At 68.5% G+C, this 12,674-nt stretch carries 14 protein-coding genes; 3 read left to right on the top strand and 11 right to left on the bottom strand.

Going from position 1 to position 12,674, the window contains the following annotated elements:
- Positions 1–23: 23 nt before the first annotated feature.
- Positions 24–1,523, bottom strand: a complete 1,500-nt coding sequence (locus EAT51_RS03785; RefSeq protein ID WP_130561327.1) for an AMP-binding protein — start codon at positions 1,521–1,523, stop codon at positions 24–26.
- Between the two features lie 5 nt (positions 1,524–1,528).
- Positions 1,529–2,641 carry an NAD(P)-dependent alcohol dehydrogenase gene (locus EAT51_RS03780; protein WP_130532236.1) on the bottom strand — a complete coding sequence of 371 codons (1,113 nt, stop codon included), beginning with the start codon at positions 2,639–2,641 and terminating at the stop codon, positions 1,529–1,531.
- A 188-nt stretch (positions 2,642–2,829) separates the two neighbouring features.
- Between EAT51_RS03780 and cls the strand changes: the two genes are divergently transcribed.
- The 3 genes from cls to EAT51_RS03765 all read left to right on the top strand — a co-directional run bounded on the left by cls (position 2,830) and on the right by EAT51_RS03765 (position 5,392).
- A complete protein-coding gene (gene cls / locus EAT51_RS03775) occupies positions 2,830–4,284 on the top strand; it encodes a cardiolipin synthase (protein ID WP_130561326.1) in 1,455 nt (484 codons plus the stop codon).
- 72 nt (positions 4,285–4,356) lie between these two features.
- Positions 4,357–4,626 carry a hypothetical protein gene (locus EAT51_RS03770; protein WP_130561325.1) on the top strand — a complete coding sequence of 90 codons (270 nt, stop codon included), beginning with the start codon at positions 4,357–4,359 and terminating at the stop codon, positions 4,624–4,626.
- Positions 4,616–5,392, top strand: a complete 777-nt coding sequence (locus EAT51_RS03765; protein ID WP_130561324.1) for a pyridoxine 5'-phosphate synthase — start codon at positions 4,616–4,618, stop codon at positions 5,390–5,392. The genes EAT51_RS03770 and EAT51_RS03765 overlap by 11 nt, the downstream gene beginning before the upstream one ends.
- A gap of 563 nt (positions 5,393–5,955) precedes the next feature.
- Here the strand turns inward: EAT51_RS03765 and EAT51_RS20735 are convergent.
- From EAT51_RS20735 to EAT51_RS03725, 9 genes are all read right to left on the bottom strand, one after another.
- On the bottom strand, positions 5,956–6,078 hold the full coding sequence (locus tag EAT51_RS20735) for a hypothetical protein (protein WP_265937021.1): 123 nt from the start codon (positions 6,076–6,078) through the stop codon (positions 5,956–5,958).
- A 33-nt stretch (positions 6,079–6,111) separates the two neighbouring features.
- Positions 6,112–6,918 (bottom strand): MetQ/NlpA family ABC transporter substrate-binding protein, encoded by an 807-nt coding sequence (locus EAT51_RS03760; RefSeq protein WP_130561323.1) that lies wholly within the window; start codon positions 6,916–6,918, stop codon positions 6,112–6,114.
- 28 nt (positions 6,919–6,946) lie between these two features.
- A complete protein-coding gene (locus EAT51_RS03755) occupies positions 6,947–7,633 on the bottom strand; it encodes a methionine ABC transporter permease (RefSeq protein ID WP_425599564.1) in 687 nt (228 codons plus the stop codon).
- On the bottom strand, positions 7,633–8,628 hold the full coding sequence (locus EAT51_RS03750; RefSeq protein WP_130561322.1) for a methionine ABC transporter ATP-binding protein: 996 nt from the start codon (positions 8,626–8,628) through the stop codon (positions 7,633–7,635). The genes EAT51_RS03755 and EAT51_RS03750 overlap by 1 nt, the downstream gene beginning before the upstream one ends.
- Positions 8,629–8,870: 242 nt before the next feature.
- Positions 8,871–9,281, bottom strand: a complete 411-nt coding sequence (locus EAT51_RS03745; RefSeq protein WP_130520376.1) for an ExbD/TolR family protein — start codon at positions 9,279–9,281, stop codon at positions 8,871–8,873.
- A gap of 3 nt (positions 9,282–9,284) precedes the next feature.
- The gene (locus EAT51_RS03740; protein ID WP_130520374.1) at positions 9,285–9,716 is read right to left on the bottom strand and encodes an ExbD/TolR family protein; all 432 of its coding nucleotides are present in this window, start codon (positions 9,714–9,716) and stop codon (positions 9,285–9,287) included.
- Between the two features lie 43 nt (positions 9,717–9,759).
- On the bottom strand, positions 9,760–10,515 hold the full coding sequence (gene exbB, locus EAT51_RS03735; RefSeq protein WP_130524139.1) for a TonB-system energizer ExbB: 756 nt from the start codon (positions 10,513–10,515) through the stop codon (positions 9,760–9,762).
- 69 nt (positions 10,516–10,584) lie between these two features.
- A complete protein-coding gene (locus EAT51_RS03730) occupies positions 10,585–11,259 on the bottom strand; it encodes an energy transducer TonB (protein ID WP_130520369.1) in 675 nt (224 codons plus the stop codon).
- 161 nt (positions 11,260–11,420) lie between these two features.
- Positions 11,421–12,614, bottom strand: a complete 1,194-nt coding sequence (locus EAT51_RS03725; protein ID WP_130520367.1) for a heme biosynthesis protein HemY — start codon at positions 12,612–12,614, stop codon at positions 11,421–11,423.
- Positions 12,615–12,674: the final 60 nt, after the last annotated feature.

Raw genomic sequence — 12,674 nt, 5'->3', positions numbered from 1 at the left:
GTGCGGAACGGGAAGGAGCGCCGTCAGGCGATGTCGGCCAGCGCACGGCGCATCAGCTTGCCGGTGCTGGTCTTGGGCAGGTCTTGGACGAAGCGCACCGAGCGCGGCACCTTGTAGGCGGCCAGGTGGCGGCGGCAGTGGCGCAGCAGCGTGGCCTCGTCCAGGGCCGCGCCCTGACGGCGCACGACGAAGGCCACGGCGATCTCGCCCTTCTCCTCGTCGGGAAAGCCGGCCACGGCGGTCATCACCACGTCCGGGTGCATGGCCACCACCTGCTCCAGCTCGGCCGGGTACACGTTGTAGCAGGCGGTGATGATCATGTCCTTCTTGCGGTCGACCACGAACAGATAACCGTCCGCGTCGGCGTAGGCGATGTCGCCGGTGGCCAGCCAGCCCTGCGCGTCCAGCGCCTGCGCGGTGGCGGCCGGGTTGTTGTAGTAGCCGGTGGTGACCAACGGGCCGCGCACCAGCAGCTCGCCGGGCGTGCCGGGCGCGGCATCGCGGCCGGGTTCGTCCAGGTCGGCGATGCGCGCCTGCATGCCGGGAAACGGCAGCCCGATCGAGCCGGGCCGCGGCGCCCAGTACGGCGAATGGCTGGTGGCCGGCCCGGCCAGCTCGGTCATGCCCCACAGCTCCAGCAGCGGGCAGCCGAACCTGCGCACCACCGCCTCGAGCTTGGCCACCGGCATGGTCTGCCCGCCCACCGTGCAACGGGTCAGGCTGGACAGGTCGGCGCGGCCGATGTCGGCGTGCGCCAGCAGCTGGTAGTACATGGTCGGCACGCCTTCGAACAGCGTCACCCGCTCGCTGGCGATCAGCGCCAGCGCCGTGCCCGGGTCGAACTTCGGCGTGGCCACCAGCCGCGTGCCGGCCAGGAACATCGCGTTCATCACGATGTTGCCGTACACGTGCGGGAACGGCAGGCAGGACAGCACCACATCGTGCTCGTGGCGCACATGCACGGTGGCCGTGCCGGACAGGCTGGCGAACAGGCAGCGATGGGTCAACATCGCGCCCTTGGGCTTGCCGGTGGTGCCGGAGGTGTAGCCGATGGTGAACAGATCCTCGGGGTCGCGTTCCACCGGCAACCGGTAGACGCCATCCAGGACCTCGTCGAAGGAATGCGCGCCCTCGGCCCGGCCCAGCGCGATGCGGAGCACCGCCGCGTCCAGGCTCACCGCCGCGTTGCGCTCGGCCGGCAGGATCACCGCCACCGCCTGCGCATCGCTGGCCATGTAGGACACCTCCTGCGCGCTGAGCAGGATGTTGGCCGGCACCACCACCGCGCCGAGCCGCGCGATGGCGTGGTAGGCGGCGATCCACTGCCAGCCATTGGGCAGATACAGCACCACCCGATCGCCGGCGCCGACGCCCAGCGCCGCCAGCCCCCCGGCGAAGCGCCCGGCCAGGTCGTCGAGCTGACCGTAGGTGTACTGGCCCTCGCCGGGCAGGGTCAGGGCCACGCGCTGGCCGAAACGTTCGGCCGCCGCGCGCACCAGATGGGTCATGGTCGGCCGCAGCATGGCCTTCAGGCTCCCGCCCCCTCGGGGATCAGCACCGCCTTGAGCACCTCGCCGGATTCGGAGGCGTGCGCGGCCGCGTCGATCTGCGACAGCGGGTACTTGCGGATCAGCCGGTCGAACGGGAAGCGGCCCTGCTTCCACAGGTCCACCAGCTGCGGGATGAACACGTCCGGCACGCTGTCGCCCTCGATGATGCCGCGCACCGTGCGGCCGAATAGCAGGCCGTTGATGTCCAGCGACACCTCGGTGCCCAGCGGCGCCACGCCGATGATCCCGCACACGCCGGTCAGGCGCAGGCTGTCCACCGCCTGGCGCAGCACCTTGGGCAGGCCGGTGCATTCGAGCGAGTACTGCACGCCCTCGCCGGTGATGGCCTGGATCGCGGCGACCGCGTCCTCGCGGCCGTTGATCGCATGCGTGGCGCCCAGTTCCCTGGCCAGGGCCAGGCGGCCTTCGTTGAGGTCCACCGCGATGATCGTGGTGCAACCCACCACCTTGGCCGCCATCACCGCGGCCAGGCCGACCGAGCCGGCGCCGAAGATCGCGATCGAAGTGCCCGCGCCGGGCTTGAGCGCGTTGATCACCGCGCCAGCGCCGGTCTGGATGCCGCAACCCAGCGGGCCCATGATCTCCACCGGCACATCGTCGGGGATCTTCACCACGTTGCGTTCTGTCGCCAGGGCGTATTCGCCGAAGGAGGACTGGGCGAAGAAGTAGGCGCTCACGCGCTGGCCGTGCGCATCGCAGCACGGGCTGGAGCCGTCCGGACGGCCGCCGCTGAAGTTGCGCCCGTACAGGTCCGGGCAGTAGCCGTACAGGCCCTTCTGGCAGTTCGCGCAGACCCCGCAGCTGGCGTAGCTGAGCACCACGTGGTCGCCCGGCTTGACCTTGGTCACCCCCGCGCCGACCTGTTCGACCACGCCCGCACCCTCGTGCCCGAGCACGGCCGGCAGCGGCGTGGGGAAGTACTGGTCGCGCACCACCAGATCGGTGTGGCACATGCCCACGCCCAGGATCCGCACCAACACCTCGTTGTCGCGCGGCGCCTCCAGCTGGATCTGCTCGATGGCGAAGCTGCCGCCCTGCTCCCGCACCACTGCCGCCTTCATCGTGACCATCGATCAAGCTCCGTCGAGATGGCCGGGCAGCGCCCGACCGTGGCAGGCACGCTACAAAGAAGGCCTGCGGCCCGACACGGCCGGCGGGGACAAAGAACCGCGGCCGGCCTATCCGCCGTGCTGGCGCGGCGCAACAAAGATCCGCGCTCGGTCGCCTGCGCGTCGCACGCGCCTTCTACAATCGCCCGATGCTCGACGCACTCGCCACGCTGTGGCACGACATCGCGGACATCCCGCACCTGAAGACCTACCTCACCACCGCCTGGGTGGTGTACCTGCTGGTGCTGGCCGGCTGGATCATCCTGCAGAAGCGCGAGCCGGCGGCCACGCTCAGCTGGCTGCTGTCGCTGGCCGCCCTGCCCTACATCGGCTTCCTGATCTACTTCGCGCTGGGCCCGCAGAAGATCAAGCGCCAGCGCCTGCGCCGCCACCGCTCGCGCGACGGCATGGACGCGCACGAGGCGATCTGCCCGCCCGACCAGCTGTGCACCGAGCTGGCCCTGCTCGGCCAGGCGGTGACCGGCCTGCCGCCCTCCTGGGCCACGCGCGCGGACCTGCTGGTCGATGGCGCGGCCACCTACGAGGCGCTGCTGGCGGCCATCGCCGCCGCCACCAACCACGTGCACCTGGAGTACTACATCTTCGAGCGCGACCGCACCGGCACGCGCGTGCGCGATGCGCTGATCGAGCGCGCCCGCGCCGGCGTGCGCGTGCGCCTGCTGCTCGACGCGGTCGGCGCCGGCAAGGCCAACCGGCGCTTCCTCAAGCCGCTGCTGGACGCCGGCGGCGAGCAGTGCTGGTTCCACCCGACCCAGTTCAAGCCCTTCAGCCGGCCCTGGGTCAACCTGCGCACGCACCGCAAGATCGTGGTGATCGACGGCACGGTCGGCTTCGCCGGTGGCATCAACATCACCGACGAGGAGAACGACGCCCTGCGCGCCGACGCCTACCGTGACCTGCACCTGCGCGTGGAGGGCGAAGTCGTGCGCGGCCTGCAGCAGGTGTTCGTCGAGGACTGGATCTACGCCAGCGGCCAGGGCCGCGCCGACTTCGCCGGCACCGTGCTATGGGCGCCGAAGGAAGACGCGCCACCGGGCGAGATTCCCGTGCAGGTGCTGACCTCCGGGCCGGACTCGGACTGGGAGGCCATCCACCGCCTGCAGGTCGGCGCGATCCACGACGCCGACGAGCGCGTCTGGCTGGTGACGCCCTACTTCGTGCCTGGCGAGGCGGCGATGATGGCGCTGACCTCGGCCGCGCTGGCCGGCCTGGACGTGCGCCTGCTGGTGCCCAAGCTCAGCGACTCGCGCTTCGTCACCTACGCCGCACGCTCCTACTTCGACGAGCTGCTGGCCGCCGGGGTCAAGGTCTACGAATACGGCCCGCGCATGCTGCATACCAAGGCCCTGCTGTGCGACGAGCGCCTGGCCGTGCTGGGCAGCGCCAACTTCGACCACCGCAGCTTCCGGCTGAACTTCGAGGTCGGCCTGCTGTTCCGCGACGAGGGCTTCGGCCGCCGCCTGGCCACGCTGCTGGAAGGCGAGTTCGCCAGCGCCACGCCCGTACACAACGCCCGCAACCGCTCGCTGTGGCGCAACCGCCTGCCCGAGGCCCTGGCCCGCCTGGCCTCGCCCCTGCTCTAGCGCGGCGGCAGCGCCCGCCGCGCGCACGGGACGGTAGAATCCAGGCCGTCCTCCCGGCCTGCGCGGTATCCCATGTACTGGCTCTTTCTGCTGCTTTCGCTGGGCGCGATGGGCGTGGCCCTGCGCACCACGTCGATGGCGCTGATGGTGGTGATGCTGCTGGCCGCGCTCGGCCTGCTGGTGGCCTGGGCACTGGGCTGGTACGCCGCCCGCGCCGGCAACGGCAGCGCCGATGGCCGCGGCATGATCGACCCGGTCGAACTGCACCGCCTGCGCGAACAGGCCAAGGCGCGCAAGGCCGCCGAACAGGCCCCCACCGTGGACCCGCGCAATGGCCCCTGAGCCGCGCACCGCCCTGAGCGTCAACGTCAACAAGATCGCCGTGCTGCGCAACTCGCGCGGCGGCGAGGAGCCCGACGTGCTGCACGCCGCGCGCACCTGCCTGTCGGCCGGCGCCCAGGGCATCACCGTGCATCCGCGCCCCGACCGGCGCCACATCACCGCCGAGGACGTCATCGCCCTGGCCGCGCTGACCGCGCAGTTCCAGGTCGAGTTCAACGTCGAGGGCAATCCCTTCGCACCCCCCAGGCCCGGCTATCCCGGCCTGGTCGCGCTGTGCGAACAGGTCCGCCCGGCCCAGGTCACCCTGGTGCCCGATGCCGACGGCCAGCTCACCTCCGACCACGGCTTCGATTTCGCCCGGGACGGCGCGCGCCTGGCACCGCTGGTGGCCCAGTTCAAGGCGCTGGGCTGCCGCGTCAGCCTGTTCGTCGACGCCGGCTGCCGCGAACTGGCGCAGGCCGCCGCGATGGGCGCCGACCGCATCGAGCTCTACACCGGCCCCTACGCCGAGGCCTGCGCCGCAGGCACGCCGCAACCGGCGCTCGACGCCTTCGCCGCCACCGCCCGCGCCGCCCAGGCGCTCGGCCTGGGCGTCAATGCCGGCCACGACCTGAGCCAGGACAACCTGGGCCTGTTCCTAGACACCGTGCCCCACGTGCAGGAAGTCTCCATCGGCCACGCCCTGATCTCCGAAGCCCTCTACGACGGCCTGGACACCACCGTGCGCCGCTACCTCGCCATCACCGGCGCCGCCCCGCAGCCCTGACACCGCCAAGCACGCACGCCACGATCCGAGCGCGACCTGCACACAGCCGTGAATCGGTAACCAAGCGGCTTTGATGCCGGCAGCGTGGCGCGGCGGATGGATCGAGGCTTCTTCGCGTCGAAGCCCCTGACATGACGCGCCGCAGCGGGCCGGCGGGCGGTGGCCGCGACGAGCGAGGCAGGATGCCGAGCGCCCCAATCAGGGCAGGATGCCCTGATTGAGGGATAAGCGGACGCCGCCCGCCGGCCCGCTGCCCCCACCGAAGCCAGCAAGCGCACACGCCGCAATCGTCAACCGCGAGAAGAACCGAAGCCGAACCGATCAAGCACACCAATCAGCGCAGCGTAGTCGGCGCACGATGTCGAACAGGCGAAAGAGAAATCCACGGAGCTCAGCAGCGCGACAGCCTGCTGCACCAGCCGCCGCCTCCCACAAGGCGACGACTGGTGCAGCCCTTCCCCCAACCCAAGGGGCGCGTCACGTGGATCGCAGCTCCAGTAAACCCTGAGGCATGCGCCGCGACAAATTCCGAGCACGCATGAGCTCATGGCAAACCGCGCGACTCAGTCGAGCCTGACCATCCGCCTGCCGAAGTTCTTCCCGTCCAGCACATCCGCCAGCGCCAGACTCATGCGATCGGGCGCAAGATCCGCGCTTTCGATCCGCTGCCGCGGGTTTTGCTGCACGCTGATTCCATCACCTCGATGGGCCGGCGCCCTTCAGAACGCCGGCAGCACCGCGCCCTTGTACTTGGACTCGATGAAGGCGCGCACCTCGGGCCCGGTCAGCGCCTTGGCGAGCTTCTGCACGCGCGGGTCGTCCTTGGCGGCGGGCAGGCCGACCAGGAAATTGACGTAGGGCGAGTCGCGGCTTTCGATGGCCAGCGCGTCGCGGGTGGGATCCAGGCCCGCGTCCAGCGCGTAGTTGGTGTTGATCAGCGCCAGGTCCACCTGGTCCAGCACGCGCGGCAGCATCGCCGAGTCCAGCTCGCGGAACTTGAGCTGCTTGGGGTTGGCCACGATGTCGCGCAGCGTGGACAGCGGATTGCCCGGATCCTTGAGTTTGATCACGCCGAACTTGTCCAGCAGGATCAGCGCCCGGCTGTTGTTGCTGGGGTCGTTGGGGATCACCACATCGGCGCCGTTGGGAAGCGCATCGAGCGACTTGAAGCGGCGCGAATAGGCGCCGAACGGCTCGATGTGCACACCGACAATGGTCTGCAGATCGGTGCCCCGATCCTTGTTGTAGGCCGCCAGATACGGCTCGGTCTGGAAGTAGTTCACGTCGATGTGCCCCTGCACGACCTGATCGTTGGGCTGGACATAGTCGTTGAAGACCTTGATGTCCAGCGCCACGCCTTCCTTGGCCAGGATCGGCTTGACGACCTCCAGGATCTCCGCGTGCGGCACCGCCGTGGCGGCGACAGTGAGCGGCGCGCTGTGCGCATCACCGGTGGAGGGCGTGCCGTTGCCGCAGCCGGCCAGCGCCAGGGTGGTCAGCACGCCAAGAAGTCGCAGGAGGTTCATGGAGATTCCAGGGTTGAGGGAGAAGATCTCAGCGATGGTTGAAACGCGCGGCCAGGCGCTCACCGGCGACCTGGACCAGCTGCACCATCGCCACCAGCAGCACGACGGTGACCACGGCCACGTCGGTGTGCGAGCGCAGATAGCCCTCGCGATAAGCCAGGTCGCCCAGACCACCCGAGCCGATCGCACCGCCCATCGCGGTGAAGCCGATCAGCGCGATCGCGGTGACGGTGGCGCCGGCGATCAGGCCCGGCAGCGCCTCGGGCAGCAGCACGCGCAGGATCAGCTGGTGCGTGGTCGCGCCCATGGCCTGGCTGGCCTCCAGCACGCCGCGGTCCACTTCGCTCAGGGCCGATTCCACCAGGCGCGCGTAGAACGGCGCGGCGCCCACCACCAGCGGCAGGATGGCGCCCTTGACGCCCAGCGACGTGCCGGCCACCCACAGCGTGATGGGGATCAGGCAGATCATCAGCAGGATGAAGGGCACCGAGCGCAGCACGTTGACCACGAAGGCGACGATGGCGTTGAGCACGGGCCGGGCGCCTGGCTGCTGGCGCCCGGTCAGGAACAGCACCAGCCCCAGCGGGATGCCCACAGCCAGCGTCAGCGGGAACGCGAGCCCGAGCATCACCAGCGTGTCCTTCAGCGCAATGGCGATCTCGCCCCACTTCTGCGCATCCAAATGCGAGAACCAGCCGGCCGGCAGCAGTCCGATCACGGCGTCACCGCCTGGGCGTGGACGCCCTGCTCGGCCAGCCGCTGCACGACCGCGTCGCTCAGCTGCGCGTCCACCGACAGCGTGACCTGGCCATACGGCAGGTGCTTGAGCGTATCGACGCGGCCGGAGGTGATGAAGTACTCGGCGCCCAGCGCGCGCAGGGTCGCGCCCAGCACCGGGGAATGGACCTGCTCGCCCACCAGGGTCACCCGCAGCAACTGCTGCCCCTCGCCAGCGCGGATGCGCTCGACCCCGGCCGCATCCTCGTGCAGGAAAGTCCGCGTCGTCGGATGCCGCGGATGCAGGAACACCTCGCTGACCGCTCCCTGCTCCACCACGCGGCCGCCATCCAGCACGACGACGCGGTCGCAGATGCGGCGCACCACTTCCATCTCGTGGGTGATCAGCACGATGGTGAGCCCGAGCTCGCGATTGAGGTCGGACAGCAGGTCCAGCACCGAGGCGGTGGTCTGCGGATCCAGCGCACTGGTCGCCTCGTCGCACAGCAGGATCGAAGGCCCGGTCGCCAGCGCACGCGCGATGCCGACCCGCTGCTTCTGCCCGCCGGACAGCTGCGCCGGATACGCCGTGGCCTGCTGCTCCAGCCCGACCCGCGCCAGCAGTTCGCGCACCCGCGCCTCGACCTGGGCCTGCGGCAGGCCCGCCAGGCGCAGCGGAAACGCGACATTGCCCGCGGCGGTCTGCGCGCTGAGCAGGTTGAAGTGCTGGAAGATCATCCCGATCCGGCGCCGCAGCGCGATCAGCGCGGCCTTGGCCTTCGGGTCCACGGCCTGCCCTTCGACCAGCACCGCGCCCGAGGTCGGCGTTTCCAGGCCGTTGATCAGGCGCAGCAGAGACGACTTGCCCGCGCCCGAGTGGCCGATCACGCCCAGCACCTCGCCGCGGTGGACTTCCAGATCGATGCCGCGCAGGGCGTGGATCTCGCGGCCGCCGCTGCGGTAGGACTTGCTGACGTGCTGGAAGGAAATCACGGGCTGCGCAGGCGTAAGGGCCGGAAAGTAGAAGGGCGAAATTTCATTCTGGCAAATGGTCCGTGGTGATGTGCTGATATCCCGGCGGGGCTCGACGCCCCATGCATCGCGTTGCGTCTCTTGCAGCACACCCGGCGGGAACAGATCCGACCGGACGCAACTTGCAGCCGCGCGCCGCACAAACGACGACGCCGCCCCTTGCGGAGCGGCGTCGAAGCGAACTGGCGAACGAAGCCGATCGATTACTGCTGCATGAAACCGATCTTCATCATCTGCGCGTTCTTGGCGGCGGCGAGCACCTGGGCCATCGTCTCGTACTGGGAGTCCGGATTGGCGTCGATGCGCAGCTGCGGCTGGTTGGTCGGATCCTTCTGGACCTCGTTCTCCATCATGCTCTGCAACGCGCTCACGGCCACCGGATTGTTGTTCCAGTAGATCGTGTTGGACGCGTCGATCCGCAGATCGATCGGCGGCGGCGGCTCTGTCGTCGGCGGCGGCGTCTGCGACCGCTGCGGCAGGGCGACGTCGATCGGGTAGGTCATGATCGGCGCGGTCACGATGAAGATGATCAACAGCACCAGCATGACGTCGATCAACGGCGTCACGTTGATCTCGGCCATGGCGCCCTTGCCACTTCCACTGCTAAAGGCCATGGATCAGCCCCCCTTCTTCGGCTTCGTGGAAACGAACCCGACGTCCAACATGCCCTGACCCTGCGCGATGCGGGTGATCTCGTTGATCGTGGACATCTTGGTGGTCTTGTCGCCACGCAGGTTGATCGACGGCTGCGGCGTCTGCTGGGCCGCCGAGGAGAAGCGCGACTCGAGCACGTCCTTGGTGACCGGCTCGTCGTTCCAGTAGATCGAGCCGTCCTCGGTGACCGCGATGTTCACTGGCGGCGCACGCTTGGCCAGTTCGTCCGGGTTCGGCAGGAAGGTGGTCTCGGGCAACTGCACCTTGACCTTCTGCTGCATCAGCGGCGTGGTGATGATGAAGATGATCAGCAGCACCAGCATGACGTCCACCAGGGGCGTCACGTTGATGTCTACCATGGGGCCGCCACTGCCGCCCCCGCTACTGAATGCCATGTGGCCTCCGGATACCTGTCGGTAAGTTCGTGTCTAGGCCGGATCAGCGCACGCGGGCGCCGGTGGCGAAGAAGTCGTGCAGGTCGTGCGCGAACGTGTCGAACTTGGCGATGGTGGTCGCGTTGAGCTTGCTGAAGAAGTTGTAGGCGAACACGGCCGGGATCGCGACGAACAGACCGATGGCGGTCATGATCAGCGCCTCACCCACCGGGCCGGCCACCGCGTCGATGCCGGCGTTGCCGGTGGCACCGATGCGGATCAGGGCGCCGTAGATGCCCCACACCGTACCCAGCAGACCCACGAACGGGGCGGTCGCGCCGACGGTCGCCAGCCAGATCATGCCGCTCTGGATCTTGGTGCTCTCGCGGGTGACGGCCTGGCGCAGGGCGCGGTCGACGAATTCCGAACGGCTCAGCGTCTCACCGGCACCGGTGGACTCGGCGCGCTGGTGGTGCGCGGCGGCCTGGGCGGCGTCCAGGGCGATCTTGGAGAACGGCTCGTTACGCGGCTGCTCTTCCATCACGCGGATCGCGTCCTGCGCGTTGGGGGTTTCCCAGAACGCGGTGGTCACGCGGTCGGCCTGCGAACGCAGACGCACGGCCTTGATGATGTTGACGATGGTCCAGTACCAGGAACCGGCCGACATGAAGACCAGCGTCAGCAGCACCACCCACGACACCACGAAGGCGCCCGGGTTGGAGGTCATTTCGTGGATCAGGTGGGAGAAGCCCATCTGGTTCAGGGCAGCAGCGGCGTTGTTGCCCCCCGAAGCGGCGGCGATCAGAGTTTCCTGCAGCATGACGCTTACCTTTGTTGAAAATTGAATGGAGAGGTGGTGGTGACGCTAAATGGGTGAAACGGGTCCGGCTCAGCCGCCCATGCTGAAGTCGACCGGGACGCGGACGCGACCGGCCACCTTCTGGCCATTGGACTGGCCGGCGTTGAAGCGCCACTTGCGTGCTGCTTCCATCGCGGCGCGGTCGAGATCGCGGTTGCGACTGGACTTCTCGACCGAGACGTTGGTGACGTTGCCACTGGCATCGACATCAATGATCAGCACCACGGTGCCCTCGATGCCCGAACGTGCGGCCGACGGCGGATAGCGCGGCGGATTCATGTTCTTGGACGAGATGTCCACGCTGGCGCCGATGTCAGGCGACGGGGCCGGCGGAGCGGGCGGGGCAGGCGGGGTGTAGGTATCCACCGGACGCGGATCGGGCACTTCCACGGGCGGGGCTTCCGGCGGCGGCGGGACCGGCGTCGGCTTGGGCGGGGACAGCTCCTTGACCGGCGGCGGCGGGGTGTCCTGCTTCGGCGGCGGCGGCGGCGGAGGGGGCGGCGGCGGCGGCGGATCGACGATCTGCACCAGCATCTTCTGCTCCTCCTCCTTCTGGGCCGGCGGTGCGACGGCGGGAATCAGCAGCAGCAGGAAGACCGCGACATGCAGGGCGATGACGAAGGCATAGCCGATGATGCGCGACCAGTTCAGACCGGAGTCTTCTTCCTGATCCTTGTAACGGTTGATGACAAGTTGTTCAGCCATGCGCCAGTGGACTCGATGGAAACGGGGTGTGCGCCGCGACGCACACCGATGTCGGTTCGTAGGATTCCACCGCGAGAAAACGCAGGGGAATCGTGAGCTTAACCCAATCCTTCACCGCTTTCATAGCAGTTATCCACTGCTTTGTAAGCGCTTCCAAGCGATCACTTGGAGCCGATGATCGCCTTCGCGTCCTGCGGTTTTTTGACCCCCTTGTCCAGCGCCGACTGAGCGGCCTTCTTGGCCTCGGCGGGACGATTCTCCTGCATCAGGACACGCGCGAGATTGAGATACGTCTCGCCGGTGGTGTCCAGAGGTGCCGCCTTCTGCCAGGCGTCGATAGCCTGAGCGATCTGGGGCGGTTCCGAATAGTAGTACGACTGGGCCAGGATCTGATACACCTCGAGGTTCGGCTTGAGGATGCCCTTGGCCAGGCCGTCGTTGATGACCTCGATGGTGTCCTTCTCGTGCTTGTCCATGTTGGAGAAGGTCGCGTACAGCTGGCGGTATTCCTTGTCCGTGGTCAACTGGCCGGAGGCGCGCAGCTTGTTGAGGATCTCGGCGGCCTTTTCCGGCTGGTCGTTCTGCGAGTAGACCACCGCCAGGTTCATCTGCGCGGTCTTGTCGTTGGGCGCCTTGGCGGCCATGTCCTGGGCGAGCTTGAGCGCCTCGCCGGACTGGTTGCTGGCCTCGTAGCTGGCCATCAGCACCTGGCTCCACTGCGGCTTGGGATCCGACGAGGTGGCGATGGCCTGCTTGAGCGGCTCGATCGCCTCGGCGTAGCGCTCGGCCTGGTACAGGGCCTGGCCCTTGAGCGCCAGGTCCTCGGGCTTCTTGGACTTGGTCTCGGCCAGGTACTTGTCCAGCGTGGCCAGGCCGTCGGCGTACTGCTCGTCCTGCAGCTGCAGCTGGGCCAGCATGAACATGGCCTGGTAGTGGCCGTTGTTGTCCAGCGCGTTGAGGTCGATGGCCTGCTTGAGATAGGCCTTGGCGGCGGCCTCGTCGTCGGTGCTGTAGGCGGCCTGCGAGGCGATCTGCGCGGCCAGGGCCTTGTCGTAGTCGTTCGAATCGGGGCTGGCGATCAGCGCATCGGCGTCGGCGCGCGCCTTGGCCCAGTCCTGATCGTTGTAGGCCTTGATCATCTTCTCGGCCATCGGGCCGCCCTTGCGCGAATTCTTGCCTTCCGGCGCGACGCGGGTCGCATCCGGATAGAGCACCTGCTGCTTGGCGTCGTCGCCCTTGTTGCGGCCGGCGCGCTCACGCGTCTGCTGGGCCGAGGCTTCGACGGACACCGTGCCGGCCAACAGGCCGATGACGGCCAGGGACAGCAGGGCACGCTTGGGGGTGCGCAACAACATGGATCACCTCGTGTGGATCGGTCTTGCGTGAGTGCGGGGGGCTGAACAGCAGGCCAACAA

Origin of the sequence: Pseudoxanthomonas winnipegensis (assembly GCF_004283755.1) — a bacterium.
In the GTDB taxonomy this organism is placed as follows: domain Bacteria; phylum Pseudomonadota; class Gammaproteobacteria; order Xanthomonadales; family Xanthomonadaceae; genus Pseudoxanthomonas_A; species Pseudoxanthomonas_A winnipegensis.
Note: the sequence above shows the minus strand (reverse complement) of the source record. Positions and strands in the feature narration are given on the sequence as shown.

What these genes read in the sequence shown, in the direction of transcription:
- EAT51_RS03730 (WP_130520369.1), bottom strand. Translation starts at nt 11,259, where the DNA reads ATGGCTGAACAACTTGTCATCAACCGTTACAAGGATCAGGAAGAAGAC.
- EAT51_RS03745 (WP_130520376.1), bottom strand. Translation starts at nt 9,281, where the DNA reads ATGGCCTTTAGCAGTGGAAGTGGCAAGGGCGCCATGGCCGAGATCAAC.
- EAT51_RS03785 (WP_130561327.1), bottom strand. Translation starts at nt 1,523, where the DNA reads ATGCTGCGGCCGACCATGACCCATCTGGTGCGCGCGGCGGCCGAACGT.
- EAT51_RS03740 (WP_130520374.1), bottom strand. Translation starts at nt 9,716, where the DNA reads ATGGCATTCAGTAGCGGGGGCGGCAGTGGCGGCCCCATGGTAGACATC.
- EAT51_RS03725 (WP_130520367.1), bottom strand. Translation starts at nt 12,614, where the DNA reads ATGTTGTTGCGCACCCCCAAGCGTGCCCTGCTGTCCCTGGCCGTCATC.
- EAT51_RS03760 (WP_130561323.1), bottom strand. Translation starts at nt 6,918, where the DNA reads ATGAACCTCCTGCGACTTCTTGGCGTGCTGACCACCCTGGCGCTGGCC.
- EAT51_RS03770 (WP_130561325.1), top strand. Translation starts at nt 4,357, where the DNA reads ATGTACTGGCTCTTTCTGCTGCTTTCGCTGGGCGCGATGGGCGTGGCC.
- cls (WP_130561326.1), top strand. Translation starts at nt 2,830, where the DNA reads ATGCTCGACGCACTCGCCACGCTGTGGCACGACATCGCGGACATCCCG.
- exbB (WP_130524139.1), bottom strand. Translation starts at nt 10,515, where the DNA reads ATGCTGCAGGAAACTCTGATCGCCGCCGCTTCGGGGGGCAACAACGCC.
- EAT51_RS03765 (WP_130561324.1), top strand. Translation starts at nt 4,616, where the DNA reads ATGGCCCCTGAGCCGCGCACCGCCCTGAGCGTCAACGTCAACAAGATC.
- EAT51_RS03780 (WP_130532236.1), bottom strand. Translation starts at nt 2,641, where the DNA reads ATGGTCACGATGAAGGCGGCAGTGGTGCGGGAGCAGGGCGGCAGCTTC.